This window comes from Nocardia sputorum, from assembly GCF_027924405.1.
Classification (GTDB): Bacteria; Actinomycetota; Actinomycetes; order Mycobacteriales; family Mycobacteriaceae; genus Nocardia; species Nocardia sputorum.
Map to the genome: position 1 here is coordinate 4,929,841 of NZ_AP026978.1, position 25,667 is coordinate 4,955,507.

Annotated in this window: 25 protein-coding genes; 18 read left to right on the forward strand and 7 right to left on the reverse strand. The window is 67.9% G+C overall.

Annotated features, from left to right (window positions below; genetic code table 11):
- The first annotated feature begins 430 nt into the window (after positions 1-430).
- The 14 genes from QMG86_RS22240 (at position 431) to QMG86_RS22305 (ending at position 13,851) form a co-directional block, all read left to right on the forward strand.
- Positions 431-1,558 (forward strand): glycosyltransferase family 4 protein, encoded by a 1,128-nt coding sequence (locus QMG86_RS22240; protein ID WP_281874607.1) that lies wholly within the window; start codon positions 431-433, stop codon positions 1,556-1,558.
- A 29-nt stretch (positions 1,559-1,587) separates the two neighbouring features.
- Positions 1,588-1,971 (forward strand): polyketide cyclase / dehydrase and lipid transport, encoded by a 384-nt coding sequence (locus QMG86_RS22245; protein ID WP_281874608.1) that lies wholly within the window; start codon positions 1,588-1,590, stop codon positions 1,969-1,971.
- 37 nt (positions 1,972-2,008) lie between these two features.
- Positions 2,009-2,446, forward strand: coding sequence for an SRPBCC family protein (locus tag QMG86_RS22250; protein ID WP_281874609.1), 438 nt, complete (start codon positions 2,009-2,011; stop codon positions 2,444-2,446).
- Between the two features lie 44 nt (positions 2,447-2,490).
- On the forward strand, positions 2,491-3,753 hold the full coding sequence (locus QMG86_RS22255) for an ArsA family ATPase (protein ID WP_281874610.1): 1,263 nt from the start codon (positions 2,491-2,493) through the stop codon (positions 3,751-3,753).
- A complete protein-coding gene (locus QMG86_RS22260) occupies positions 3,743-4,159 on the forward strand; it encodes a hypothetical protein (RefSeq protein ID WP_281874611.1) in 417 nt (138 codons plus the stop codon). Before QMG86_RS22255 ends, QMG86_RS22260 begins: the two co-directional genes overlap by 11 nt.
- Entirely contained in the window at positions 4,156-5,166 is a 1,011-nt protein-coding gene (locus QMG86_RS22265; protein ID WP_281874612.1) for an ROK family protein, read from the forward strand. Before QMG86_RS22260 ends, QMG86_RS22265 begins: the two co-directional genes overlap by 4 nt.
- Positions 5,167-5,344: 178 nt before the next feature.
- Positions 5,345-6,076 (forward strand): lysophospholipid acyltransferase family protein, encoded by a 732-nt coding sequence (locus tag QMG86_RS22270; protein ID WP_281874613.1) that lies wholly within the window; start codon positions 5,345-5,347, stop codon positions 6,074-6,076.
- Positions 6,077-6,576: 500 nt separating this feature from the next.
- Positions 6,577-7,341 carry a sporulation protein gene (locus tag QMG86_RS22275; protein WP_281874614.1) on the forward strand — a complete coding sequence of 255 codons (765 nt, stop codon included), beginning with the start codon at positions 6,577-6,579 and terminating at the stop codon, positions 7,339-7,341.
- A gap of 65 nt (positions 7,342-7,406) precedes the next feature.
- Positions 7,407-8,972 carry an alkaline phosphatase D family protein gene (locus tag QMG86_RS22280; protein WP_281874615.1) on the forward strand — a complete coding sequence of 522 codons (1,566 nt, stop codon included), beginning with the start codon at positions 7,407-7,409 and terminating at the stop codon, positions 8,970-8,972.
- A gap of 52 nt (positions 8,973-9,024) precedes the next feature.
- Positions 9,025-10,302, forward strand: coding sequence for an FAD-binding protein (locus QMG86_RS22285; protein ID WP_281874616.1), 1,278 nt, complete (start codon positions 9,025-9,027; stop codon positions 10,300-10,302).
- Between the two features lie 137 nt (positions 10,303-10,439).
- On the forward strand, positions 10,440-10,595 hold the full coding sequence (locus QMG86_RS22290) for a hypothetical protein (protein WP_159840326.1): 156 nt from the start codon (positions 10,440-10,442) through the stop codon (positions 10,593-10,595).
- Between the two features lie 55 nt (positions 10,596-10,650).
- Positions 10,651-11,901 carry a TfuA-like protein gene (locus QMG86_RS22295; protein ID WP_281874617.1) on the forward strand — a complete coding sequence of 417 codons (1,251 nt, stop codon included), beginning with the start codon at positions 10,651-10,653 and terminating at the stop codon, positions 11,899-11,901.
- On the forward strand, positions 11,894-13,036 hold the full coding sequence (locus QMG86_RS22300) for a YcaO-like family protein (protein WP_281874618.1): 1,143 nt from the start codon (positions 11,894-11,896) through the stop codon (positions 13,034-13,036). Before QMG86_RS22295 ends, QMG86_RS22300 begins: the two co-directional genes overlap by 8 nt.
- Entirely contained in the window at positions 13,033-13,851 is an 819-nt protein-coding gene (locus QMG86_RS22305; protein WP_281874619.1) for a hypothetical protein, read from the forward strand. The genes QMG86_RS22300 and QMG86_RS22305 overlap by 4 nt, the downstream gene beginning before the upstream one ends.
- Here the strand turns inward: QMG86_RS22305 and QMG86_RS22310 are convergent.
- Complete coding sequence (locus QMG86_RS22310) at positions 13,842-15,140, reverse strand: hypothetical protein (RefSeq protein WP_281874620.1); 1,299 nt, start codon at positions 15,138-15,140, stop codon at positions 13,842-13,844. The genes QMG86_RS22305 and QMG86_RS22310 overlap by 10 nt on opposite strands.
- Before the next feature lie 17 nt (positions 15,141-15,157).
- Positions 15,158-15,445 carry a MoaD/ThiS family protein gene (locus QMG86_RS22315; protein WP_281874621.1) on the reverse strand — a complete coding sequence of 96 codons (288 nt, stop codon included), beginning with the start codon at positions 15,443-15,445 and terminating at the stop codon, positions 15,158-15,160.
- Positions 15,446-15,520: 75 nt separating this feature from the next.
- On the opposite strand from QMG86_RS22315, the gene QMG86_RS22320 reads away from it, so the two are divergent.
- Together QMG86_RS22320 and QMG86_RS22325 are read left to right on the forward strand one after the other, a co-directional pair.
- Positions 15,521-16,888 (forward strand): MFS transporter, encoded by a 1,368-nt coding sequence (locus QMG86_RS22320; protein ID WP_281874622.1) that lies wholly within the window; start codon positions 15,521-15,523, stop codon positions 16,886-16,888.
- 131 nt (positions 16,889-17,019) lie between these two features.
- Positions 17,020-18,114: a CSLREA domain-containing protein gene (locus tag QMG86_RS22325; RefSeq protein WP_281874623.1), complete on the forward strand. Its 1,095-nt coding sequence runs from the start codon at positions 17,020-17,022 to the stop codon at positions 18,112-18,114.
- On the opposite strand, the gene QMG86_RS22330 is transcribed toward QMG86_RS22325, so the two are convergent.
- The 3 genes from QMG86_RS22330 to ctaC all read right to left on the reverse strand — a co-directional run bounded on the left by QMG86_RS22330 (position 18,111) and on the right by ctaC (position 20,399).
- A complete protein-coding gene (locus tag QMG86_RS22330; RefSeq protein WP_281874624.1) occupies positions 18,111-18,770 on the reverse strand; it encodes a TetR/AcrR family transcriptional regulator in 660 nt (219 codons plus the stop codon). The genes QMG86_RS22325 and QMG86_RS22330 overlap by 4 nt on opposite strands.
- 106 nt (positions 18,771-18,876) lie before the next feature.
- On the reverse strand, positions 18,877-19,293 hold the full coding sequence (locus QMG86_RS22335; RefSeq protein ID WP_063020277.1) for a cytochrome c oxidase subunit 4: 417 nt from the start codon (positions 19,291-19,293) through the stop codon (positions 18,877-18,879).
- A gap of 14 nt (positions 19,294-19,307) precedes the next feature.
- On the reverse strand, positions 19,308-20,399 hold the full coding sequence (ctaC, locus tag QMG86_RS22340) for an aa3-type cytochrome oxidase subunit II (RefSeq protein ID WP_281874625.1): 1,092 nt from the start codon (positions 20,397-20,399) through the stop codon (positions 19,308-19,310).
- A gap of 364 nt (positions 20,400-20,763) precedes the next feature.
- Here ctaC and asnB point away from each other — a divergent pair, with 364 nt between their 5' ends.
- A complete protein-coding gene (gene asnB / locus QMG86_RS22345; RefSeq protein ID WP_281874626.1) occupies positions 20,764-22,707 on the forward strand; it encodes an asparagine synthase (glutamine-hydrolyzing) in 1,944 nt (647 codons plus the stop codon).
- 51 nt (positions 22,708-22,758) lie between these two features.
- Here asnB and QMG86_RS22350 read toward each other — a convergent pair whose 3' ends face one another.
- Together QMG86_RS22350 and QMG86_RS22355 are read right to left on the reverse strand one after the other, a co-directional pair.
- Complete coding sequence (locus QMG86_RS22350; RefSeq protein ID WP_281874627.1) at positions 22,759-23,727, reverse strand: carbohydrate kinase family protein; 969 nt, start codon at positions 23,725-23,727, stop codon at positions 22,759-22,761.
- A 253-nt stretch (positions 23,728-23,980) separates the two neighbouring features.
- The gene (locus QMG86_RS22355) at positions 23,981-24,331 is read right to left on the reverse strand and encodes a HesB/IscA family protein (RefSeq protein WP_039797033.1); all 351 of its coding nucleotides are present in this window, start codon (positions 24,329-24,331) and stop codon (positions 23,981-23,983) included.
- Between the two features lie 197 nt (positions 24,332-24,528).
- On the opposite strand from QMG86_RS22355, the gene QMG86_RS22360 reads away from it, so the two are divergent.
- Positions 24,529-25,200, forward strand: a complete 672-nt coding sequence (locus QMG86_RS22360) for a DUF3043 domain-containing protein (protein ID WP_434085508.1) — start codon at positions 24,529-24,531, stop codon at positions 25,198-25,200.
- The last annotated feature ends 467 nt before the right edge of the window (positions 25,201-25,667 follow it).

The window sequence follows — 25,667 nt, forward strand, 5'->3', positions numbered from 1 at the left end:
CCCGAACCGACCCCGCCCCGCCCCGCCCCAGGGCGAGCAGATGATCAGCGAAAGCCCCGGCAAAGGGCCCACCGAGGAGACCGGGTCCAACGCCCCCAACATCCGGTTGCGAGCGAAACAAGACCGACCTCCAGCGTTCGCGACCCGGCTCCCTTCTCAGCGACGCGTCAACGATCACCCCGAGCACCACCCAGGCCACCCCACCCACCTTGTCCTGAGCCAACCTCTCTCCCGCGCCCAGCGCACCGCAACCCCAGGTTTCGAGCGAAGCGAGACCGAGCATCCGCCGTTCGCGGCCCGGCTCGCGTTTGCGCGGCCGCCGCGTCCGCGACGAAGGAGCAAGCGGCGGCCGCGCAAACGCGAGCCATAAGGGGGCCGCGAACACGCCGCGACGAAGTCGCGGCAAATCCAACACAGTATTTTGTTGCGCATGGCCCGAACTTTGCTGGTTACCAATGATTTCCCGCCGCGGCCGGGCGGTATCCAGTCCTATCTGCAGGCTTTGGCCGGTGAGCTGCCGCCGGATGACCTGGTGGTCTACGCTCCGCGCTGGCGTGGGGACAGCCATCTGAAGTTCGACGCCGAGCAGAAGTTCCAGGTGATTCGCCATCCCACGACGCTGATGCTGCCGACGCCGCTGGTGCTGCGCCGCGCCGCGCGGCTGCTGCGGAGCGAGAAGTGCGACACGGTGTGGTTCGGGGCGGCGGCGCCGCTGGCGCTGATGTCGCCCGCTCTGCGGCGCGCGGGCGCCGAACGCATTCTGGCCAGCACCCACGGCCACGAGGTGGGCTGGTCGATGCTGCCCGGCGCCAGGCAGGCGCTGCGGGTCATCGGCGAGCACACCGACGTGGTCACCTATGTCAGCCGCTACACCCGCCGCCGTTTCGCGTCCGCGTTCGGAGCGGACGCGGCGCTGGAGTACCTGCCGCCGGGCGTGGACACCGAGGTGTTCCGTCCGGATCCGGCGGCGCGGGCCGAGCTGCGCGAGCGTTACGGTCTGGGCGATCGTCCGACCATCCTGTGCCTGTCGCGGCTGGTGCCACGTAAAGGGCAGGACGCGCTGATCCTGGCGATGCGCGATATCCGGGAGCGGGTGCCGGGCGCGGTCCTGGTGATCGCGGGTGGCGGCCCCTCCGAGGAGAAGTTGCGCGCCCTCGCGGTCGCCATGGGCGTCACCGACGACGTGGTGTTCACCGGCCGCGTGCCGTCCGGCGAGCTGGCCGCGCATCACACGCTGGCGGACGTCTTCGCGATGCCATGCCGGACCAGGGGCGCGGGCCTGGACGTGGAGGGTCTGGGCATCGTCTACCTGGAGGCGTCCGCGTCCGGTGTCCCGGTGGTGGCGGGCAATTCCGGCGGCGCCCCGGAGACCGTGCTCGAGGGCAAGACCGGGCGGGTCGTGGACGGCCGTTCCGTGCAGCAGATCGCCGACACGCTGGTGGAGATCCTGTCGGATCGGGAGGCGGCCGCGCGGATGGGCGCGGCGGGGCGCGCGTTCGTGGAGCAGCAGTGGCGCTGGGACAGCCTGGGCGCGCGCCTGCGACAGCTGCTGCGGTGATCCGCGTCGCATCTACTACGCTCAGCGGAGTGAGCAGTATCCAGGTCGCAGATCAGACCTTCGTCGCCGCATCGGGGGCCGCCGTGGCCGACCTGCTGTCCGGGCCGAACCAGTGGCGCCGGTGGTGGCCGGACCTGGACCTGGAGGTCCGGGAGGATCGGGGTGCGAAGGGAATCCGCTGGTCGGTGGCCGGGGCGCTGACCGGAACCATGGAAGTGTGGCTGGAGCCCTCGCTCGACGGAGTGATCCTGCACTATTTCCTGCACGCCGAACCGCAGCCCGCGCTGCCGGTGAGCAAGCTGGCCGCTGCCAACCGGGCCCGCCGGGTCGCGGGCAAGAACATGTCGTTCGAGCTGAAGTCCCGGCTGGAGGCGGGTCGCCCGGCGGGTGTCGCACCCGCGCCCCAGTCTTGATCTACCGGCACCGACGCTGAAAGGAATCGCTGTCCGCATGGCCGACAGGACCCAGAGATCGATCGTCATCGCGGCCCCGTCGCAGCAGGTGATGTCCGTCATCGCCGATCTGGAGTCCTACCCGGAGTGGGTGTCGGCGGCGCAGTCGGTGGAGGTGCTGGAGGCGGGGCCGGACGGTATGGCCAAGACCGCGCGATTCGTGCTGGACGCGGGGGTGGTCAAGGACACCTACGTGTTGTCCTACGACTGGCGTGCCGACCGTAAGGCGGTCAGCTGGCGGCTGCTCAGCGGCGAGTTGCAGAAGGCGCAGAACGGCACCTACGAGCTGATCGATCGGCCCGACGGGGGCACCGAGGTGGTCTACACGCTGACGGTCGATCTGAACATCCCGATGATCGGCATGTTCAAGCGCAAGGCCGAGAAAGTGATCACCGACACCGCGCTGAAGGAACTGAAGAAACGGGTCGAAGGCTGACCGCGCACAAGACCAGGGTCGAACTGTTCATCGGCAAGGGCGGGGTGGGCAAGACCACGCTCGCCTGCGCCACCGCCGTGGCCGAGGCCAGGTCGGGCCGTCGCGTGCTGGTCGCCTCGCTCGATCAGGCGCATTCGCTGGGTGACGCGCTCGGCTTCCGTTTCCAGCACGATCCGGGCACCGTCACCGGTGTCGCCACCGTAATGCCCGGCTTGGACGTGATCGAGATCGATTCGCTCGCGCTGCTCGAGGACCGGTTCCGCGACGTGGCGCGGTTGATCTCGACCGGACGCGGGCACCAGCACGGCGTCGATCTCGGGGCGCTGGATCCGGCGGAGCTGACCGGTTTGCCGGGCGTGCAGGAACTGCTGATGCTGGTGGAGATCACTCAGTTCGCCGCCGAGGACGACTGGGATCTCATCGTCGTGGACTGCCCGCCCTCGGCGGACATGCTGCGCATCGTCACCGCGCCCGGCACCTTGCTCGGTTACCTGGAACGGATCTGGCCGCCGCACGAGCGCGCGATGAGCGCCGTCGGCACCGACCTGCACCGCGCCGTGCTGGCGGCGACGGTCGAACGGATCGTCAAGGCGGTGACGGAGGTTCGGGATCTGCTCGCCGACCACCGGCGCACCGGGGCACGGCTGATCACCGTGGCCGAGCGGGTCGCGGTGGCCGAGTCGGAGCGGGTGCGTTCGGCCGCGACGCTGCTGGGCCTGCGGCTGGATGCCGTGGTGGTGAACAAGGTGCTGCCCGACCTCCCGGCACCCTCCGGATCCGGCGGAGCCGAACATCCAGCGGTGCAGTGGTATTCGAACCGGCGCGGCGAGCAATCGGATGTCATCGCCGAATTGCGGAGCAAGATGCGGGGTATCCCGGTGGTGATCGCGCAGCATGCCGGGCCCGAGCCGATCGGGCTGAACTCGCTGGCCGCGCTGTCGCAGGCGATGGAGTCGGCGGGCGACACCGGCGACGCTGCGCTTATGCTGAGCGACAATCAGACGGAGGTCGACGCGAGTTCCGGCGAACCGCTGGTTCTCCGGGAATCCGGCACCGGATTGCAGTCGGTGTACGCGCTGCGCATGCACTTGCCGGTGGTCGACGCCGCCACGTTGCGCCTTGGCCGAGTGGAGGACGATTTGATCGTGGGAGCGGACGGGGTCCGGCGCCGGGTGCGCCTGGCGCCGGTATTGCGGCGGTGCACGGTCGACGGCGCCGAGCTCGCGGACGAGTACTTGGTGGTCCGGTTCCGGCCCGATCCGCGGGTCTGGGCGCGCACGTCCGAAAGTCACGATCATGACCGGTGATCCGCACGCGCCGCACGGCGACGGGACCGGCGGCCACACCGCGCCGGACGGTCTCGGCGAGTTCGCCGAGGAGTTGAAATTGCTCGCCGAGGCGGTGCTGGAGCGGGTGGAACCGGTGCTGCGGCGCGCCGCCGACGGGCAGGTCGAGTGGGCGAGCTGCAGCTGGTGCCCGGTGTGCGCGGCCGCGGCGCTGGTGCGCGGGGAGCACCACGAGGTGCTGGCCGCGATCGCCGATCACGGCACCGCGATCGTCACCGTGCTGCGCGAGGCGCTGGCTGGGGTGCCGGTCGACCCCGTCATGCCCACCGACGCCGACCCGGAAACCGGTGCGCCGCATCGTCACGATCCACCCGAGGACGGCGACGGCCCGCGTTACGTCGACATTCCCGTGACGATCAAGGTATGACGCATCAGATGGCCGGCACACGACCGCTGACCGTCGGAATAGACGTCGGCGGCACCAACATTCGGGCCTCGGTGATCGATGACAGCGGCGAGGTGCTCGACACGGTCCAGGCGCCGACGCCGCATTCGGCCCGGGCCTTGGAGGACGCGCTGGACCGGGCTGTGCGCGACCTGTCCGGCCGGCATCCCATCGGCGCGGTCGGCCTCGCGGTCGCCGGGTTCATCAACGGCGATCGCTCCACCGTCCGGTTCGCCCCGCACCTGCCGTGGCAGGACGCGCCGGTCGCGCAGCGGCTCACCGAGCGGCTGGAACTGCCGGTGATCCTGGAACACGACGCCAACGCCGCGATGTGGGCCGAATACCGGTTCGGTGCCGCCGCGGGCGGGCACAACGTGGTGCTGGTCGCGATCGGCACCGGCATCGGCGCCGCCCTGCTCATCGACGGCCAGCTCTACCGGGGCACGCACGGCGTCGCGCCGGAACTGGGTCATCTGCAAGTCGTTCCGCAGGGGCGGCCGTGCCCGTGCGGCAAACACGGATGCTGGGAGCGCTACTGCAGCGGAACCGCGCTGGCCGAGACCGCGATCGAGATGCTGGCCAGCGACACGGTGCACTCCGTGCTGGCCAGGGACGTGGCACGCGACCCCGGCTCGCTGACCGGGCGGCGGGTCGCGGGCGCGGCGCAGGACGGCGACCCGCTCGCGTCGCGGGTGATGGCCGACTTCGCGCGCTGGCTCGGGCTCGGACTGGCGTTCGTCAGCGACATCTTCGATCCGGACCTGGTGGTCATCGCGGGCGGCGTCAGCAGTTCGGCGCCGCTGTTCCTGGACGAGGCGCGCGAGGAGTACGCGCGCGCGATCACGGGTGCGGGACACCGGCCGCTGGCCCGCATCCGGACCACCCAGCTCGGCGAGGCCGCGGGCATGATCGGCGCCGCCGATCTCGCCAGGGCGGCACTGTCCTCCGGCGCGCGCAAGTCCGCGCGCGTGGCGCGGACCAGCCGGTGACGGCACCGGCCACGACCCTCGTGGCCTGCCGCGACACGCCGAGCGCCGCCATCGGTCGACGTGGGGGCCGAAGTGTGGTGAGATTCGCCGCTGCGGTTGGATGTGATCTTGCACCAGCGGTAAAGTCGGCAATTGAAGCAGGTGCCCGCAACTATCCCGGTCCCGGGGGAAGGACGTCATGTTCTACTGGCTGCTGAAGTTCGTGCTGCTGGGACCGTTCATTCATCTCTACAATCGGCCTACGGTCGAGGGTGTGGAGAACATTCCGGCGGACGGGCCGGCCATCATGGCGGGTAACCACCTCTCCTTCGCCGACTGGCTGTTCGCTCCGTTGCTGAGCCCGCGGCGGATCAACTACCTCGCCAAGGCCGAGTACTTCACCACCCCGGGCATCAAGGGCCGGTTCCAGAAGTTCTTCTTCAGCGCCACGGGTCAGTACCCGATCGATCGCAGCGGCGCCGACGCCGCCGAGGACGCGCTGAACGCCGCCCGCAAGCTGCTCGACCAGGGCCGCCTGGTCGGCCTCTACCCGGAGGGCACCCGCTCCCCCGACGGCCGCCTGTACAAGGGCAAGACCGGCCTGGCCCGCTTGGCGCTGGAGACCGGCGTCCCCGTCATCCCGGTCGCCGTCATCGGCACCGATGCGGTGAGCCCGCCCGGACCGTTCCGCTGGCGCCGCAGGAAGGTGACCGTCAAGTTCGGCGAGCCCATCGACTTCTCCCGCTACGAGGGCATGGGCGGCAACCGCTTCGTCGAGCGCGCTGTCACCGACGAGGTCATGTACGAGCTCATGCGGCTCACCGGCCAGGAATACGTCGACGTCTACGCCCACAGCCTGAAGAAGGGCGTCCCCAGCGGCAGCCGCACCGACAGCGTGTCCGTCCGCATCCCGGACACCGCCGCGGGCTGAGCACCCTCGCGCCTACACGCCGGGCCGGGCGCAATTCGTTGACCGTTCGGACGAAGATCTGAGGCATCCCGATCCGAGGCCGACCTGCGCGCAGGCGCGGACGCGATCGGATCCCGCTCGGGCATCGCGCATGTCGGTGGGGACGCGCTCGATCGGCGGCGCACCGTGATCCGAACGCCGCACGAGTGGTCCGCAGTCAGCGCGATGGGCCGAGTTCGATCCTCCCGTGGTGCTCGCCGGTGGCGTAACGTCCGCTATGGTCTCCGCAGCCGTCCGGCAGGTCCGCCCGTACGCCGTCGGTGCCGACAACGGCGTCGAAACCCCTGGGGCGATACAGATTCCGCTGCTTGCCCCGCCTTCGTCACCGCGACTCGATCGACGTCATGACGAACCGCGCCGGCGCTGCCGCGTCCGCCGGTGCCATAGACTCGGCCGAGTCGTCCGGGGGCCACAAGGTAATGAACAAGTCTTCGGTAAGACGACGCGGCGAAAGTACGAGCATGTTCAAGAAGTTGCTGGCGGCGGCCGGGGTCGGTGGGGCCGAAGTGGAAACCGAGTTGTTCACGCCGGGCGTGCAGCCCGGGGGCACGGTGGAGGGCGTGATCCGGTTGCGCGGCGGGGCGGTGGCTCAGGACATCGCCTACGTGGCCGTCGAGTTCGTCACCAGGGCCGAGCAGGAGTACGAGGATCACGAAGGCGTGCGGGACATCCCGTTCGGCCGTACCGGGGTGCACGGACCGTTGCATCTGCCCGCGGGTGCGGTGCCGGAATTCCGCTTCGCGGCCCGCGCGCCGATGGAAACGCCGATCACGTTCTACAACGGCAGGCACCTGCCCGGCACGGTGGTCTCGCTGCGCACGATCGTGGAGATCCACGGCGCGGTGGACGCCGCCGACACCGACCCGATCGGCGTCGGCGCACTGCCCGCCCAGCACGTCTTGCTGGAAGCCGTCGAGCGCTTGGGATTTCACCTGCGCAGCGCGGACGTGGAATCGGGCCGGGTGCACAACACCCCGCAGACGCTGCCGTTCTACCAGGAGATCGAATTCGCCGGTGCACCGCGCTACCCGCGCCTGAACCAGCTCGAGGTGACGTTCGTCCCCACCGATACCGGCATGAGCGTGGTCTTGGAGGCGGACAAGCGCGGCGGTTGGATCTCCGAAGGCCGCGACGTCTTCGACGCGCTCTGGGTGGACTACCAGCATCTGGGCGGCGTGGACTGGGCGGGCGAACTGCACCACCGGCTGGAGCGCTTGGCGCACTGAGTTTGTTGGCCACCCGGACCCGGCCCGTTCACGTGGCGTTGAGGTAGTTGCGGCAGGGTTGCCTCATGAGCGGCTCGGCCTCAGGACCATCCCGGCGCACCGTCTTGCGAGCTTCCGCGCTCGGACTCGTGGCGGCCCCGGCGCTGGCGGCGTGCTCGCCGGACAGCGGCCCGGCGCTGGTCCGGCCGCGGCCGGTGCTCACCCACGGTGTGGCGGTGGGTGATCCACGCCCCGACGGCGCGCTGATCTGGGCCCGCGCCGATCGCCCCGCTACCTTGATCGTGGAAACCGCTGCCACGGAATCGTTCAGCGATGCCAAGCGTTTCACCGGTCCGCTGCTCACCCCGGACTCCGACGGCACCGGCCGCGTACGGGTCGACGGCTTGCCCGCGGGACAGCAGGTGCACTATCGGGTGACCCTGCGCGGCGAGGACGGCGCCACCTCCGAACCGGTCACCGGTGTCTTCCGCACCGCCCCCACCGCCGCGGCGGACATCCGGCTCCAGTGGTCCGGCGACGTCGCGGGTCAGGGCTACGGCATCAACCCCGAAGTGGGCGGCATGAAGATCTTCGCCGCGATGGCCGCCCGCGACCCACACCTGTTCCTGCACTCCGGCGACTCCATCTACGCCGACGGACCGTTGCAGCAGTCGGTCACCCTGCCCGACGGCCGGATCTGGCGCAACGTCGTGAGCGAGGCGAAGAGCGCCGTCGCGCAAACCCTGGATCAGTTCCGCGGCAACTACGCCTACAACCTGACCGACGAGAACTACCGCCGCTTCAACCGCTCGGTCGCCCAAGTGGTGCAGTGGGACGACCACGAGACGGTGAACAACTGGTACCCGGGCGGACTGGTCGCCGAATCCAAGGGCTACACCGAACGCCGCATGGACACCCTGGCCACCCGCTCCTGGCAGGCCTTCCACGAATGGATGCCGCTGGAGCCGAGGGAAGCGGTGGACGGCAGGCTGTATCGCAAGATCGCCTACGGTCCGCTGCTCGACGTCTTCGTGCTCGACATGCGCGCGAACAAGGACACCAACAACGCCAACAACGGGCCCGACGGTCGCATTCTCGGTCCGGCTCAGACGAAGTGGCTCATCGACAGCCTGCGCGAATCCACCGCGACGTGGAAGATCATCGCCAACGACCTGCCGCTGGGCCTGATCGTCCCGGACGGCGAGCAGAAGAACGCCACCGCCTACGAGGGCCCCGCGAACGGCGATCCCGGCGCGCCGTCGGGACGGGAACGTGAGATCGCCCAGGTGCTGTCGTCGATCCGGGCGCACAAAGTGACCGACGTCGTCTGGCTCACCGCCGACGTGCACTACACGGCGGCGCACCGCTATTCGCCGGAGCGCGCGGCCTTCACCGACTTCGACGAGTTCTGGGAGTTCGTCTCGGGTCCGCTGAACGCGGGGGCGTTCGGCCCGAACCAGCTCGACGGTACGTTCGGCCCGGAGGCGGTCTTCGTGCACGCGCCGCCGGTGCAGAACAGCTCACCCCTGGACGCCTTCCAGCATTTCGGCGAGGTGCGCATCGACGGAAAATCCAGGGAACTGACCGTCGATCTGTGCGATGCCGCCGGATCCGTCCTGTTCAGCAAGAGCCTTGCGCCCGCGTCGCGGTGACACCCGACTTCGGGGGAGCGGCGCGGGCCGCGCTGTGGTTAGCTTTTCTGCCATGAGCACGCCGCAAACTGTCTCCAACGCCGAGGAATACCTCCCGCGCGATACCGCCGATGTCGTTCGCACGGTGCGGGATTCCCGAGGGCGATCGGAACGGCTGATGGTGCGTGGCGGCGAGCTGCTCGACGAGGGGCTCACGCTGCCCGCGCAGCCGACCGTGGTATCGCTGCGCCGGATGAATCAGGTGCTGGACATCAACCTGGGCCGGCGCACCGTCCGGGTGCAGGCGGGCGCGAAGCTCTCCGATGTCGACCGCAGGCTCGGCGCGCACGGTCTCGGCCTGCCCGTCGTCGGCGACCACCGCGACATCACCGCGGGCGGCTTCGCCTCGGTCGGCGGCGTCAGCGCGGCCTCGCACAAGCACGGCCTGTTCATCGACCAGATCGTCGATCTGGAGTACGTGGACACCGATGGGCGCATCGGCACCTGCGGGCGCACGCATCACACCGAGCGGTTCCAGCGCATCCTGGGCGCGGGTGGCCGGGCCGGCATCATCACCGCGCTCACCCTCGATGCGATCGAGGTCGACAAGGACCACACCTGGCTGACCACCCACGCCGACCGGTTCCTCGACTTCGACTCCTTCGTCGAGCACGCCCACGCGGAGATCGCGCGCCCCGGCAACGCCGAACTGCAGGTCGGCCGCTGGGTCGACACGGCGCCGCTGAAGGTGGCGCGTCCGGTCGGCACCGGCCACGTGCAGCTGGGCACCGTGCGCTTCGGCCAGTGGTCGAGCCTCTACCCCACCGCGCCCACCCGAGGACTGCGCGCCCGGCGCGAGGTCGGGTCGCGGGCGCGGAAATCGCTGGGCGCCATCGCCTCGGCCGCGCCGGGCAAGGCGGGCATGCCGGTGCGCAACGCGGCGGCGGGCGCGGTGCTGTTCGCGCCGAAGGTGCAGACCCTCCGCGATGCCGAGTATCTGGCCGATACAGCGCTCAGCTCGTCCGAGCGTGGCCCCGCCTACCGGGTGGGCGTTTTCGCGCCGCTGTCGAGCTATACATCGGTGTTCTACCGCCTGCACGATCTGTTCTCGGGCCACCGGGAACGCACCGGCTGCTTCACCGTCATCTCCGCGATGACCTACGGCGTGCGCTCGCGCTACCTGCGCGCGGAATCCGCCGCCCGCGGCCTGCCGCCCGAGGACCACGGCCTGATCACCTTCACCTGCCGCCTCCGCCCCGCCGCCCTGCCCTCGGAACTGCTGCGCGACATCGTCTCCGGCATCGAAGAGATCTGTCGCTCGGAGAACGCGCTGCGCTACGAGGCGGAGTAGAGGATGCATGAAAACGCGCATATCACAGCGCGTTTCGATGCTCGCTCCGAAAACGGGGGTTGACCGCTACATCGCTCCACAGTAACTTCTCCTATACGGGGCGGGGAGTTCGCTCCGTTCTCAGGGAGGGAATTGCAATGACCGCACCAACCGATATTTCGCCTGTTCGCGGCTCGGAGAACGGCGATATCGTCAGCCTGGCCACGGAATTGACTTCGGATCAGTTCGAGAAGCTGTTCGCTCTCGAGCTCCGTCGGCCGGTTGCGGTGTCCGACGCGGACACCGCGGACTAGGGAAACCGCGTCAACGGGGGCAGGACCCTGCCCCCGTTGACGGATTCCGATTCACATGCGGACGCTGCATGTATTCACAGGACCGACGATCAGTCCCGCGGAAGTTCTCGAAATAGCACCGCGCGCGCGAATCAATGGCCCGATCGCACACGGTGATCTATTCGATTCGTCGATTCGTTCCGGGGATATCGTTCTGATCGTCGACGGGCTCTTTCATCACTCGGCGACCATTCGGCACAAGGAAATCATCGGCGCACTGGACAGAGGCGTCGTCGTAGCCGGCACCGCGAGTATCGGGGCTTTACGGGCGGCAGATCTGGAACCGTTGGGGATGATCGGATACGGCGAGGTTTTCGCAGCCTATCGAGACGGGACGATCTGGGACGATGCCGAGGTAGCGGTCGTGCACGCGCCCGATGGCGACCAGCGAGCGCGGACGGTTCCGCTGGTCAATGCCAGGGCCATGCTCGCAGCAGCGGTAGCCGAGCGCGTCTCGCCGCCCGAGGACGTGGGACCCGCGTTGGCCGCGATCCGCGATATCTACTACGCCGAACGCAGTGTGGGTCAGATGTTGCAGGTGCTGACCGCCGCGGGATTCGACGAGCTCGCCCGCTGGCTCGGCCGTCGGCTCGACGACGACCCCGAGTTCGGCGACGTCAAGAAACGGGATGCAGTGGCGGCGCTACTCGCCTGCGAAGGTGCGCCTGCGGCCGTCCGGTCTGTGCCGCGCGACTGGATCACATCGTTCTATCGTGACTGGCGCAATTTCTTCATCGTTGATCCGGCCGGCTCGGGCATCCGCTATCTGGATCGGGTGCGATATCAGCAGATCTTCCATCCAGATTTCCCCCGGGTGTGGCGAAAATTCCTCGCCTACAGTTCGCTCGAACCGGCGGACGGGACGGTAGGCGTCCCGCTCGGAGAACGCCTCCAACGGCTCGGCGCGAGCGCGCTCGACCCCGCTGTCATCTTCTCCCCCAGGTTCGACGTGGCGAACCCGGCGCATCGCGCGGTGCTTCTGGCCGAGGAGACCGAACACGATCGGGCGACGGCGGCCGCGTACCGCGCGGCGCATACTTCGTTCACCGCGGAGCATGCCGCGGTCGACCCGCGAGCGCTGCATCGGTCGGTCGGGCGATCGGTGCTGAGCACGCTGTGGAATGTTCCGACGGAGGGCCTGACCACCGAATACGCACGCCGCGGTCTTCGTTCCGAGCAGGACGCAGTGGAGGCACTCGCTCTGTTCATCGTCGGCTATCTGCAGGATGTCGCCGCCGAACGCAACAAGGCAGGTCTCCGTGCCTGATACCCGCGTGGATCTACACGGCACCTACCGGGCACGGGACCCCGAGCAGACGTGGGAGTTGATCGCCCCGTTGCTGTCGGAGTTCGGTATCACCCGCGTGGCCGACGTGACACACTTCGATTGCATCGGAATACCGGTCGTCATGGCGACCAGACCGAGGTCGGAGACCCTGGTCGTCTCGCAGGGCAAGGGCTTGACTCCGTTGCTCGCGCGCCTCTCGGCAGTGATGGAATGTATCGAGCTGGACCACGCCGAACGCCCTGCGGCGACGGCGGTCTCGGCTCGTGCCGATGAGCTGGCGTTGACCTACGACATCGCCGACCTGCAGCTCCGCGTGGACGCGCACGTCGTCCGGCAGCTCGATATCGAGTGGTACCCCGCGACAACGCTGGTCAGCGCCACACCGAGCATGGTTCCGCGTGGGCTCGTCGATCTGACGTTCGGCAACGGTTACGACTGGCGTCCGGGAGTCTTCCGTACCAGCAGTACAGGTCTGGCGTCCGGCAACACTCGGGACGAGGCCTTGCTGCATGCGCTGTACGAGTTGATCGAACGAGACACCGTATCGTCGCTGTCATCGGTGACGGCCGACGCACGCCGGATGATCGACGTGTCCACTGTCGACAGTGACCACTGTCAAGAGCTGTTCGAGAAATTGCGCCGCGCCGGCGTCCAGTTCGAAACAGCGATGGTGCCCAATCCTTTCCGGATACCCACCGCAGTGGCCTTCATATGGTCGGAGGATTTCGCGCTCACCTGCGCCGGCTCGGGCGCGCATTCCGATCCTGCGGTAGCACTGTCACGTGCCGTCACGGAAGCAGTGCAGTCCCGGCTGACCGAGATCGTCGGCACCAGGGACGACATACCCTCGGACGGCGCTCCCGCACTCGACGCGCGTCCTCCGGTGCCCGCACTCGACGCGAGCGGAATACCCTGGGCCGAGGCCGTGGGCGAGGAAGGTCTGCACGAGGATTCCTTCGCGGACGAGCGCGCCGCCGTAGCGGAGCGCATCTCCGCGCATACTGGTCGTGAACCGATCTGGATCGATCTGTCCACACATCCGGATGTCTTCTCCGTGGTGCGAGCCTTCGCCCCGGGCCTGGTCTACAGCGCCCGGGGACATGTCCCGCGATGAGCCGCGTCCTGCCCACCCGACCCGGAATCGATGTCGAGGTGGTGCGCGAATCAACCGAACAGCACGTCACCGGTAACTCGCACCTGCACGAGGTAGCGGCGCGGACATCGGAAGGGTACGAGTTGCGCTTGCTGATCCGCAGGCCCGCCGAGATCCGCGACCCCTACTTGCATATTTTCGTCCACGGTCAGGCCAAGCGGGAGAAGTACACCCCACCGGTCTTCTACCGCCAAGGCAGCTCACGCAGGCTCGGTGCGGTGTGCGTTTTCCTCTGCGACCCGATTCTGTTGTACTCGACCGACTGCTCGATCGGCTGGCATCTGCTCGGCGACGACCAATTCTGGCCCGTGGTCACAGACTTGCTCGATTCGCTGATCCGGGACGACGACCTGCGAGGGGTGGTGTGGCACGGCTCCTCCGCCGGCGCCTACGCGGCAATTCGCAACGCCTTGCGGTGGACCGGCCCCTCACTCACCATCGCCGTCGCACCACAGAACGACCCCACGACGTTCTATTACTGGCCGGAGTTTTCGCCGTACTCTCGATTGGCGCATACAGCGCCACCGGAGCGATTGGACCGATTACTGGAACAGTATCCCGTGCCCGGCCACTCCCGAATACATGTCATGGTGAACAACAAAGATACGTATCACCTTCTGGAACATGTGAGGCCCCTGCTCGCGCACGCCGATACAAACGCCAATATCACCGTGCGAATGATCCACAACGAGATGGGTCACGAACGTATCGGAGAGGTGGACTACTGGTCTAATTATGAACTGGCAGAGCGCCGGTGGCGTGCCTGTCAACCATAGTAAGGAAGACTCAGATCACGAGGAAGGATCGGGGGGTGCCGAAAGATCCCCCGTTTCGGAAGATTGGCAACACCCGGCTCATCCGGAACGAACACCATTCGATCCTTGTCGAGCCGCGCACGTCGCAGGACAATGCGCTCGGGAGCCAGCCTCCGCAACTCTGCCGCCATCGGAGCGCTGAAGACCGAAGTTCGGTCCGAGATCTTGCTCCGAAGATGCGCAGGAGTTTCGATGGAGGCGATCACGTCGGAGGGCAGGATCACGTGAAAGTAAGTCTCGCGCCAGAGAACCGGAACTCCCGCTATCCGACCGGTCCAGAAGGGACGCGTGTTCGAAAACATCGAGAACGCCCATTCGGACTTGACACCGACGAGGAGCAGCCCGAAATTCAGTCCCCCGAGCACGATCGGGGCCAGTGCGGCCACATGCACGACCGGGGCGGAGGGATGTGCCGTTCCGGCTATTCCCACGCACACGGCGCCGTAGGCAGCTCCTAGAGTCGCGTTGACCCATCGCCCGGCACGGCGGTGCGAGAACACCTCGGCCGAGGTGAGGAACCGGCCACAGAGCCCACCGGCGATCACGGCCGCGACCGTTCCGGCGATCACCACCCCGTCCAGGCGACCGTCCGCCGAAAGCGCCAGCGCCCACGGGGCCAGCACCAACAGCGAGAAGTGGAAGTTCCCCAGCATGCCGAAGGCCAGATGCACGGCAGCCGCCAGCACGAAGGCCGGCCAGAGCCCGCCCGGTGCGAGAAGGAGAACACCGATCCCGGTCTCGCTCAGCACGGCTGCCCACGGAGCAACCCGCACGACCGGCTCGGGGGCCGCGAAGCTCATCCGGGCGGCATACCTGCGAAGCATGAATTTCGCCGCACTCACCTCCGCCGACAAGAACTCCCGGTTGGCTTTGATCGCCGCCGCCGAGAGATACAGGATCGCCAGCAGCCACCGCATTGCCGTCGCGGGCTCGGACGCGGCGAAGACCAGCGAGGTCAATGCCATCCAGGACAATGCCAAGTGGTTCGACAGCCGGTGCGGCTGGCACATCAGCCACGCGGTGAATACCAGCACGGCCACGATATAAGCCGGAACCGTTCCCACCCACGCCGCCCCGAAGAGCACCACGGGAGCTACGACGTGGCACACGCTGTTCACGGGGTAAGGTATCCGCACCCCCAACGCCGGTGCGAATGTCGAACGTAGATGACCCGGTCCGTCACGAACGACGTAATAGGCGATGTGCCCGATAATTCCGATCAGCAACAGGATCGCAAAATATTCGCGCATTTTCGGCCGACCGGATGTCAACCACCCGCTACCGCACACAAGATGGTTACCGTCGCTCCGGGGCGTATCGGAGCGGCCACACCACCGAGCGCACGCGCGTCTTCGTCTTCCACATACACGTTGACGAATCGCCGGATGTCGTTTTCCCCCGTGGTGATACGCGCCTTCAAGGCGGGATGCTGACGAATCAGCGAGTCCAGAACCTCCCCGACAGTCGAGCCACTGCACAACACTTTTGCATTACCTGCCGCATGTGACCGCAGCACCGTCGGCAACACGACAGTCGCACCGATTTCCCTGTCCACCCCGTTACTCCCCTCCCCGCTGGATATAGGGACGGTACTTCGGTAAGTTTCCCGCCCGTGTGGAGCATACATCGAATGCGCTTGCGGGGGGTACTCGCGGAGCCGGATTTCAGGGCGTTGTGGGTGGCGAATGCGTTCGGGGACATCGCTTCCAACACCACGGTGGTGGCTCTGAGCGTCACATCGGTCGTTGTTCTGCATGCGAGCCCGTTCCAAGTCGGCGTGATCGCCGCCCTTTCCCGCGCTGCTTATCTGGTGGTGGCGCTGCCTGTCGGCGTGTGGGTCGACCGGTGGAGCCGCAAACGCGTCCTGCTGGTCTCGGATCTCGTCCGGTTGGCCGCTGTCATGTGGATCCCACTCGCCTACTTCCTCGGCGTGCTCGCGATCTGGCAGCTGATGCTGGTGGGAGCGGTGGTCAGCACAGCCAACGTCTTCTTCGACGTGGCCCACACGGCGATCCTGCCGAGTCTGGTAGGACGCAAACGGGTTTCGGATGCGTCGGCTCGCCTGCAGTCCGTCGACACCGTCACGAGCGCGACGATTCCGGCCGCCGCCGGAAAGTTGATCGCTTCCACCTCCGCGGCGGCGGCGTTCCTGGTCGCGGGGGCCGTCAGCCTCGTCTCCACGCTGTTCGTCTGGCGGATCACCGAAGGCCGCTCGGACAAGACCAGCGCGAGCGAACCGGCCGGATTCGGCACGGCTGTGCGCGAAGGCATCCGGTACGTCGCGGGACACCGCATCCTGCGCGCGACGGTCACAGCCGGAGTGCTGCTGAACTTCGGCGCTGGTATGTACAACGCGGTGATCGCGGTCTACGTGTTGCGTGACTGCGGACTCTCCGCCGGCGAGTACGGGTACGCCCTCGCGCTCGGTTCGACAGGAGGATTCGCCGGATCGCTGGTCGGCCAGCACATCGGACGGGCACTGGGCGAGATCCGCACTCAGGTGGTTTGTTATTTCGCGATGGCCGCCGCGCTGGCCGCGCCTGCGCTCGCTTCCCACCTTCCGGTCCCGGCGTGGATCTCCTACGCCGCCGCGGTCTTCCTGCTGTCGTTCCTCCTGGTCGTCATCAGTGTGAACACTTCCGGGATGCACGCTCGCCTGACACCGCAGCGACTACTCGGCCGGGTCAGCGCTTCCCGACGGTTCGCGACCCTGGGCATCGTTCCGATCGGCGCGCTCGCCGGCGGCCTGGTCGCGAGCCACCTCTCGGCAGCGACGACGCTGTTGATCGCCGCGGCCTTCCCGGCGTCGACTCTGATCGTTTTCGCGTTCTCCCCGGTGATCGGAATGCGCGTGCTCCCCGCGGAACTCGAAGTCGATGACGAGACAGAGACCGTCCTTCCGGAGGAAGAGAGAACCGCCGCACCCTCGACCAGCGCCCCCGATGGTGCGCAGGCGCTGCAGCCCGCGGCCGTTCCCCTTCCGCCTGCACGCTCCTGACCTGCACCTGAGGACCGGTTTCCGGAAACGCCACCGGCGCAGCGCCGTTTCCGACATAGTGGTAAACACTCGCGTTCCCTACTTATACGCGAGCGTACCCCACTCCATTGTTCGTGATCGGATCAGACTTCATGAGGACGAGCACATCCGCGGCGGTCGGCGCATTCGCTGTCACAGCCCTGGTCGCGGGAACCGCGGCCGGATTTCCCGGAGCGGCCTATGCCGACACCGCGCAAGAGGGAGATCCACCGAGTGTGATCACGGTGGACAGCACAGCCGACGAGGCGGCCGCCGAGCCCCGAAACGGGCATTGCCGCACGCCTTCCGGCGCCTGCACACTGCGTGCCGCGGTGCAGACGGCCAACGCCCATCCCGGGAGCACGATCGTGGTCCCCGCCGGGCGATATGTCCTGACGATCGGGCCCGACCAGCGGAAAGTGCAGGGCCGCAACCCGGACGCCACCACGGGAGACCTGAACCTCACGGCGCCGACGACGGTGCGCGGCGCAGGCCGCGAGCGAACCATACTGGACGCCAACGGAATCGACCGGGTGCTCAGTATCGCCGCGCCCGCGGCGTTGACGGGATTGACGGTGACCGGCGGACGCACCGCCCAGCACGAGATCCCCTTCTACGACACCGGCGGAGGCGGCATAGCGAATTCGTCGTCACTCGTACTCGACGACGTCGTGGTCCAGGACAACAGCGCCGGGTACGGCGGCGGCATCTTCAACGTGCCGGGCTCGGACCTGCACACGCGGAATACGGTGGTCACGGGCAACTCCTCCGGCGAGGCGGGCGGTGTGCGATGCGACGACACCTGCACCTTCACCGACTCCACGATCTCCGACAACCGCGTGGTCGATCCCGGAGTCTGGTACCGCCCAGGCGGTTTCGCCGGACGCGGCGGCGGCGTCGATGTCCGGGGCCGGGGCGTGGTGACCTTCGACCGCGTCACGATCACCGGGAACACCGCCTCGGACGGCGGCAGCGGCATCAACGTGGCGCCTGCCTACCTCGACACCCTGCCGCGCCAGGTGACCGATCTGGTCGAGTTCCCGGTGGGCCGAGTCGTCTTGCGCGACTCCACGGTGCTGGGCAACAGGTCCGGCGCCGCGGTGGTCAACTGCGTCGAGGTCTTCGCGACGATCGTGTCGGAAGGCGGAAATACCAGCGACGATGCTTCCTGCAACCTCACCGGGGCCGGCGACCGGGTGGTGTCCTAGCCGGCGGGCGCTGTCGGCCCGAGCAACGCGAGGTGGATGTGCACGACGGCGTCCTCGAGGTCGAGCAAGTCGCCTCCGGCACGGAGGGTGCGGCGGACGGCCTCGTTGGTCGCGTCGGTCACCGCCAGGTACGCGTAGTCGGGGACGGCGGGATCCTCGGGGCCCGCCTCCGCACGCCACGAACGGAGGAACCCGGCGAACCAGCGCTGGCATCGTTCGAACGACTCGAGCGCGCGCGGCCCGGCCACGGCGGTCTCCAGATAGAACGCACGGGCGAACGACGGCTCGTCACGCAGCAAGGTGAGGTACTCGCGAATGCCGCGGCGGAGCGCTTCCCGTGGCTCCACCGATTCCGACCTGATCTGCCGCATGACCTGCCGGAGATGGTCGATCATCAGATCGCGGCCGGCGTCGGCCGCCGCGAGGAAGCACGCTTCCTTGTCCGGAAAGTGCTGGTAGAACGTACGACGCGAAACCTTGGCCGACGCGGCGATGTCCGCGACCGTCGCGTCGAGATAGCCGCGGTCGGCGACGACAACCGTCACGCCGAACAGCAGCCGCTCACGCTGCGACCCCGTCACGAGGTCGCGAGCGAGACCGTGCGGCCCGTGCGGTAAGGCCGGCAGAGTCGGCTCCAGCAACTTCTTACGTCCCACCCGCACCTTCATATCAGGCGCGGCCTCACTCCCCACCGGGTCGGCCACCACACACGCGAAACGGCCCCACCGGATCTCCGATGGGGCCGTTTCGGCAGTCTTCGGCTCAGTGCTTTTCCGGCCCGAGGTAGTACTCGAACACCAGACCGGCGGCCGCGGCGAGGATGCAGACGACGCCGATGCCGATCAACCAGAACTGGAAGAACGCCAGGCCCAGGGCGGTCACCGAACCGGCGGCGGCCAGGGTGATCGGCCAGAAGCTGCCGGGCGAGAAGAAGCCCAGGTCGCCGGCGCCGTCCACGATCTCGGCGTCCTCGTAGTCCTCCGGGCGCAGGTCGAGACGACGAGCGACGAACCGGAAGTAGGTGCCGATGATCAGCGACAGGCCGGCGGTCAGCACCGTGGCCGTGGTGCCCGCCCATTCGACGCCGGTGCGCGACTGGCCGGTGAAGAAGCCGTAGACCACCGCCACGATGATGAAGAACACCGTGAGCAGTTCGAAAATCCGCGCTTCGATCTTCATGTCAGATCAAATCCTCACTTGCTCTCGGCCGAGGCCGCGCTCTTGACGTCGCGCCTGGTGTTGAACGGCGTGGTGGACGTGGCCACGGGGGACTCACCGATGGACTCCAGCGCCTCGGCGTTGGTCTTGCCCGCCTGGCGCGCGTCCAGGTACTTGGTGAACTTCTCCGGCGTGACCGCGCGGACCTCGAAGTTCATCATCGAGTGGAAGGTGCCGCACATCTCGGCGCAGCGGCCGACGAACGCGCCTTCCTTCTCGATCTTGGTGATCTGGAAGACGTTGTCGGAGTGGTTTTCCTTCGGGTTCGGCATCACGTCGCGCTTGAACAGGAACTCCGGCACCCAGAAGGCGTGGATCACGTCGGCGGCGGCGAGCTGGAACTCGATGACCTTGCCGGTCGGCAGCACCAGGACCGGGATCTCGTTGCTCGAGCCGATCGTCTCGACCTTGTCGTAGTGCAGGTAGGACAGGATGTCGTTCTCCGGCTTGCCGTGCACGGGGCCCGGCTGCGGGTGACCGTCCTTGGTCCGCTCCTCGTACCCCTCGAGCTGCTCCTGGCTCAGCGCCTCACGCGAGGCGTCGATGCCGTCGAACTTGTACCCGTCCTTGAAGTCCACGTTGCGGTAGCCGAACTTCCAGTTCCACTGGAAGGCGGTCACGTCGACGGTGACGTCGGGGTTGTCCACCTTCTCGTGCACGTAGTTCTGCACGACCACGGTGAAGTAGAACAGCACGGCGATGATGACGAACGGGATCGCCGTGTAGGTCAGCTCCAGCGGCACGTTGTAGCCGGTCTGGCGCGGGAACTCCGGGGAGTCGGCCTTCTTGCGGTGGAACGCGACGGTCCAGAAGGTCAGGCCCCAGACCAGCACACCCATCGCCAGCGCGGCGACGACCGACCAGGTCCACAGTTCCCGCATCCGAGTGGCCTGCGGCGTGATGCCCGACGGCCAGCCGAACCGCAGCCAAACATTGTCGATCGAGCAGCCCGAGACGAGCAGCGCGGTGATCCCCAAGGACACCGCCAGCCCGGCCCGCCGAAGGATGCGGCCCCGCCCACCCCGGGCGGGTCGTGCCCCGATCTCTTCGCTCGCCTTGTGCGCCACGCTCACGCCTTCCTGGTCGCCACACATTCCGACAGTGCATCGTCGGGGCTGCGATCTACCCCGGCGATACGTCCTAAGCTCGTTTCAGGACACCCTCTCGACCAGCGCGTGACGCGCCGGTCGCCTGAGAGAGACCTGAGTACTACGCAGCGTAGACCAAACGCACCCCCCGTTCGTCGTCGGGTCGGGTTCGACACCTCGCCGAGCCCGCGGGGATCACCGTCACCAGCGATTCCGGCCGGGACGTGATGCGCACGACGCGCGGACGCCGGTGGTGCGGCATACTCGGACACTAGATTTCGTCCCCCTGCGCCCCATCCGGTGCGCGCGTATCCCGACTGCGAGAAATGAGGTTGCCGACGCCGTGTGTGGACTGCTCGGATTCCTGGCATCTGACGAGGCGGCACCTGGCACGGTGGAGCAGGTCTACGAGGCCTTGCACTGCGTGCGTCACCGCGGCCCGGACGAGCGCGGCACCTGGCACGACGACCATGTGATCTTCGGCTTCAACCGCCTGTCGATCATCGACATCGAGCACTCGCACCAGCCGCTGCGCTGGGGCCCGCCGGGGCAGCCCGAGCGCTACGCGCTCACCTTCAACGGCGAGATCTACAACTACCTGGAGCTGCGCGCGGAGCTCGCCGAGGCACACGCCGCCGAGTTCCCGGACGGCAAGATCTTCCGGACCGAAGGCGACAGCGAGGCCATCGTCGCGGCGTTCCACTACTGGGGTCCGGAGGCGGTGCGGCGGCTGCGCGGCATGTTCGCCTTCGCGATCTGGGACACCGAGACCCAGGAGCTGTTCCTCGCCCGCGACCCGTTCGGCATCAAGCCGCTGTTCCTGGCCACCGGGCCCGGCGGCACCGCGTTCGGCAGCGAGAAGAAGAGCCTGCTGGAACTGCTGCCCGCGCTGGAGCTGAGCGACGCGCTCGATCCGCGGGCGCTGGAGCACTACACGGTGCTGCAATACGTGCCGGAACCGGAGACGCTGCACAAGGACGTGCGCAGGCTGGAATCGGGCAGCTACGCCACCGTGCGGCCCGGGGCGGCCCCAGCCGTCACCCGGTACTTCACTCCGAAGTTCCCGGTGCGCGCGTTCACCCCCGGATCGGCGAACGCGCGCTACCGGGAGATCGCCGCGGCGCTCGAGGACTCCGTCGCCAAGCACATGCGCGCGGACGTGACGGTCGGCTCGTTCCTGTCCGGCGGCATCGACTCCACCGCGGTCGCCGCGCTGGCCATGCGGCACAACCCGAAGCTGATCACGTTCACCACCGGGTTCGAGCGCGAGGGCTACTCGGAGGTGGACGTGGCCGCCGAGAGCGCCGAGGCGATCGGCGCGCGCCATGTGGTGAAGGTCGTCTCTCCCGCCGAGTTCGCCGAGGCGATCCCGGAGATCGTCTGGTACCTCGACGACCCGGTGGCCGATCCGGCCCTGGTCCCGCTGTACTTCGTGGCCAAGGAGGCGCGCAAGCACGTCAAGGTGGTGCTCTCGGGCGAGGGCGCCGACGAGCTGTTCGGCGGATACACCATCTACCGCGAGCCGCTGTCGCTGAAACCGTTCGAGAAGCTACCCCGTGGCTTGCGCAAGCTGGCGGGCAAGCTGTCGGACCGGATCCCGGACGGCACCAGGGGCAAGAGCCTGCTGCACCGCGGCTCGCTCACCCTCGAGGAGCGCTACTACGGCAACGCGCGCAGCTTCAACGACGCCCAGCTGCGCGCCGTGCTGCGCGAGTTCCGGCCGGAGTGGACCCACCAAGACGTGACCGCGCCGCTGTACGCGCAGTCGCGCGGCTGGGACCCGGTGGCCCGGATGCAGCACCTGGACCTGTTCACCTGGCTGCGCGGCGACATCCTGGTCAAGGCCGACAAGATGACCATGGCAAACTCGCTGGAACTGCGCGTGCCGTTCCTGGACGCCGAGGTGCTGAAGGCGGCCGAGGGGCTCCCGTTCGACCAGAAGATCACCAAGGAGACCACCAAGTACGCGCTGCGTCAGGCGCTGGAGGGCATCGTGCCGCCGCACGTGCTGCACCGCGCCAAGCTCGGCTTCCCGGTCCCGCTGCGGCACTGGCTGCGCGGCACCGAACTCTACGACTGGGCACAGCAGCAGATCGCCGAGTCGCAGACCGACCACCTGCTGAACAAGGCCGCGATCAGCGAGATGCTGGTCGCGCACCGCGCCGGGACCGCCGATCACAGCCGCAGGCTGTGGACGTTGCTGGTGTTCATGGTGTGGCACGGAATCTTCGTCGAGGACCGGATCAAGCCGGAGATCCAGGAGCCGGTCTACCCGGTCTCGCTCTGAGATGCACGAAAGGCGCGCACCCGGTCGGGTGCGCGCCTTTCGTCTTCAGGATCAGAGCAAAGTCTTGATGTCCGCCGCGGCCTCGGGGCCATAGGCCTGGGTGAGGCGCTCCAGCGCGGACTCCTTGTTCAGCGTCCACTCCTGGGTGCCCATGGTCTCCAGCACGAGCACGGCGATCAGCGAGCCCAGCTGCGCGGAACGCTCCAGGCTCAGCCCGGCGGTGTGCGCGGTGAGGAAGCCGGCGCGGAAGGCGTCCCCGACGCCGGTCGGCTCGACCTTCTCCGCCTCGGGCACGACGCCGACGGTCACCTCGGCGCCGTCACGGTCCACGATCCGCACGCCCTCCGCGCCCAGCGTGGTGACCCGGATGCCGACCTTCTGCGCGACCTCTTCCTCGCTCAGACCGGTCTTCTGCAACAGCAGCGCCCACTCGTACTTGTTCGTGAACAGATACGCGGCGCCATCGATGAGCTGCACCGACTGATCGCCGTCGAGACGGGCCAGCTGCTGGGAGGGGTCGGCGGCGAACGGAATGCCGAGCTCACGGCATTCGGCGGTGTGCCGCAGCATCGCCTCCGGATCGTTGGCGCCGACCAGCACGAGGTCGAGTTGCCTGCTCTCGGCCAGCTCGGCGATGGAGATGTCGCGGGCCTCGCTCATCGCGCCCGGGTAGAACGACGCGATCTGGGCCATGTCGTCGTCGGTGGTGCAGACGAAACGCGCGGTGTGCGCGCGGTCGGATACCAGCACGGTGGAGCAGTCCACCCCGTGCTTCTCCAACCAGGCGCGGTACTCGCCGAAGTCCGCGCCGACGGCGCCGACGAGCAGGGGCGTGCGATTGAGCAGGCCCATGGCGTAGGCGATGTTGCCGCCGACGCCGCCGCGACGGATCTGCAGATCGTCGACGAGAAAGCTCAGCGACACATGGTCGAGCTGATCGGCCAGCAGTACGTCGGCGAACCGTCCGGGGAAACGCATGAGGTGATCGGTCGCAATGGACGCGGAAACGGCGATGGACACGTGGCTGAGCCCCTTCAACGGTAGGCGGCAGGCGGTGCAGACCGGGACGCGAGTCCCGATCTCACCGTAGCTGATGCCGCCTCTCCGGGTCTTCAGGCCGTACTAGTTGAGCGACACCGGATTTGCGTTCAGGTCTTGCGTGCGCGCCGCTCGGGTCCTGGTCGTTCCCGACGAGTTACCCATGTCCCGACAAGATCAGTCGTTCCGATCTCATCCCGGCCGATCGCCGTGATCGCGCCGGGAGGGTACTACCTCAGTTGAAGGAGTCGCCGCAGGCGCAGGAGCCGGTGGCGTTCGGGTTGTCGATGGTGAAACCCTGCTTCTCGATGGTGTCGACGAAGTCGATCGAGGCGCCCTGCACGTACGGCGCGCTCATCCGGTCGACGGCCAGCGTGACGCCACCGAAGTCGACGGTCAGGTCGCCGTCGAGCGAGCGGTCGTCGAAGAACAGCTGGTAGCGCAGGCCCGCACAACCACCCGGCTGCACCGCGATCCGCAGCGCCAGGTCGTCGCGACCTTCCTGGTCCAGCAGTGCCTTCGCCTTCGCGGCGGCGGCGTCGGTCAGAGTCACACCGTGGGTGGCGGTCTCGTTCTGCACAGTCATGAACTCTCCTCGAGGAACCTGTGGTCAACCCGTGAACAGCGCACGGGTCGTGTCGGTCAACACCACTCGGCAGGCTGCTATTCCTCCATCTTGCCACCAGCCGATCCGCGGGGACACGCAACCTCCGTGACCCCGCACACTCCCGGCGAATCGGACCGCATTTCTCGCCACGCTACCCATCGAATAGCCTGGTCGGTGTGAAATTGTTCCGTCGCGGCGAGTCCAGCACCACCGACGCGACCGCCGAATCGACGGTGGTCACGAACGGCGACTCGGCCGCGGGCACCACCCGCGCGGCGGCCACGGCCACCGCGGGCAAGGGCCGTCCCACCCCGAAACGCCGTGACGCCCAAGGCAAGCGCCGCGGCCCGGTAGCACCCGCTCCGCTCACCGCGAAAGAGGCCCGCGCCCGGCGCAAGGCCGCGCGGGGCACCAGAGAGGAGCGCAAGGCCGCGGCCGCTCGACGACGCGAGGCCGCCGCCGATCGCCGCGAGCGCATGCTGGCCGGCGAGGACAAATACCTGCCGCAGCGCGACCAAGGTCCGGTCCGGGCGTTCGTCCGTGACATCGTCGACGCCCGGCGCAACCTGGTCGGCCTCTTCATGCCGATGGCGCTGGTGCTCATCCTGTCGATGTTCGTCGCGCCCGCGCTGCAGACCATCGTCACCCTGGCCATGCTGGTGATGATGCTGTTCATGGCCGTCGAGGGCTTCCTGCTCGGCCGCGTCGTCAACAACCGCGTCAGGGAGCGTTTCCCGGAAACCACCGACATCGGCTACCGGCTGGGCTGGTACGCCTTCGTCCGCGCCTCCCAGATCCGCAAGATGCGCGCCCCGAAGCCGCGCGTCAGCCCGGGCGACGCTGTGTAGTTTTGCCGCGCCTTCGGCGCGGCGTGTTCGCGGCCCCTTTGTGGCTCGCGTTTGCGCGGCCGCCGCTTGCTCCTTCGTCGCGTACGCGGCGGCCGCGCAAACGCGAGCCGGGCCGCGAACGGCGGATGCTCGGTCTCGCTTCGCTCGGAAGACGTGGTTGTGGTGCGCTGGGCGCGTCGGTACCGCAACTCGCTACCAAGAGGTACACGGGTCCGCTATGGCTTGCTGTCGGCTGGGCCCAGTTGTCTCTTGCTCCTTCGTCGGGTACGCGGCGGCGCACACGCGAGCCGGGCCGCAGACGGCAATGCTCGGTCCGGCTTCGCTCGAAATCGGGGTTGACCTGGCGTGATTGCGGTCGGCAGCGTCTGCGAACCTGGGTACGCGGTCTTCGCCCTTCGTCTGAGGGCCTGCCACACATGGCGGGAGGCAAGGACGCTCGACACAAGCGGGGTGTTCGGATGCGGCGT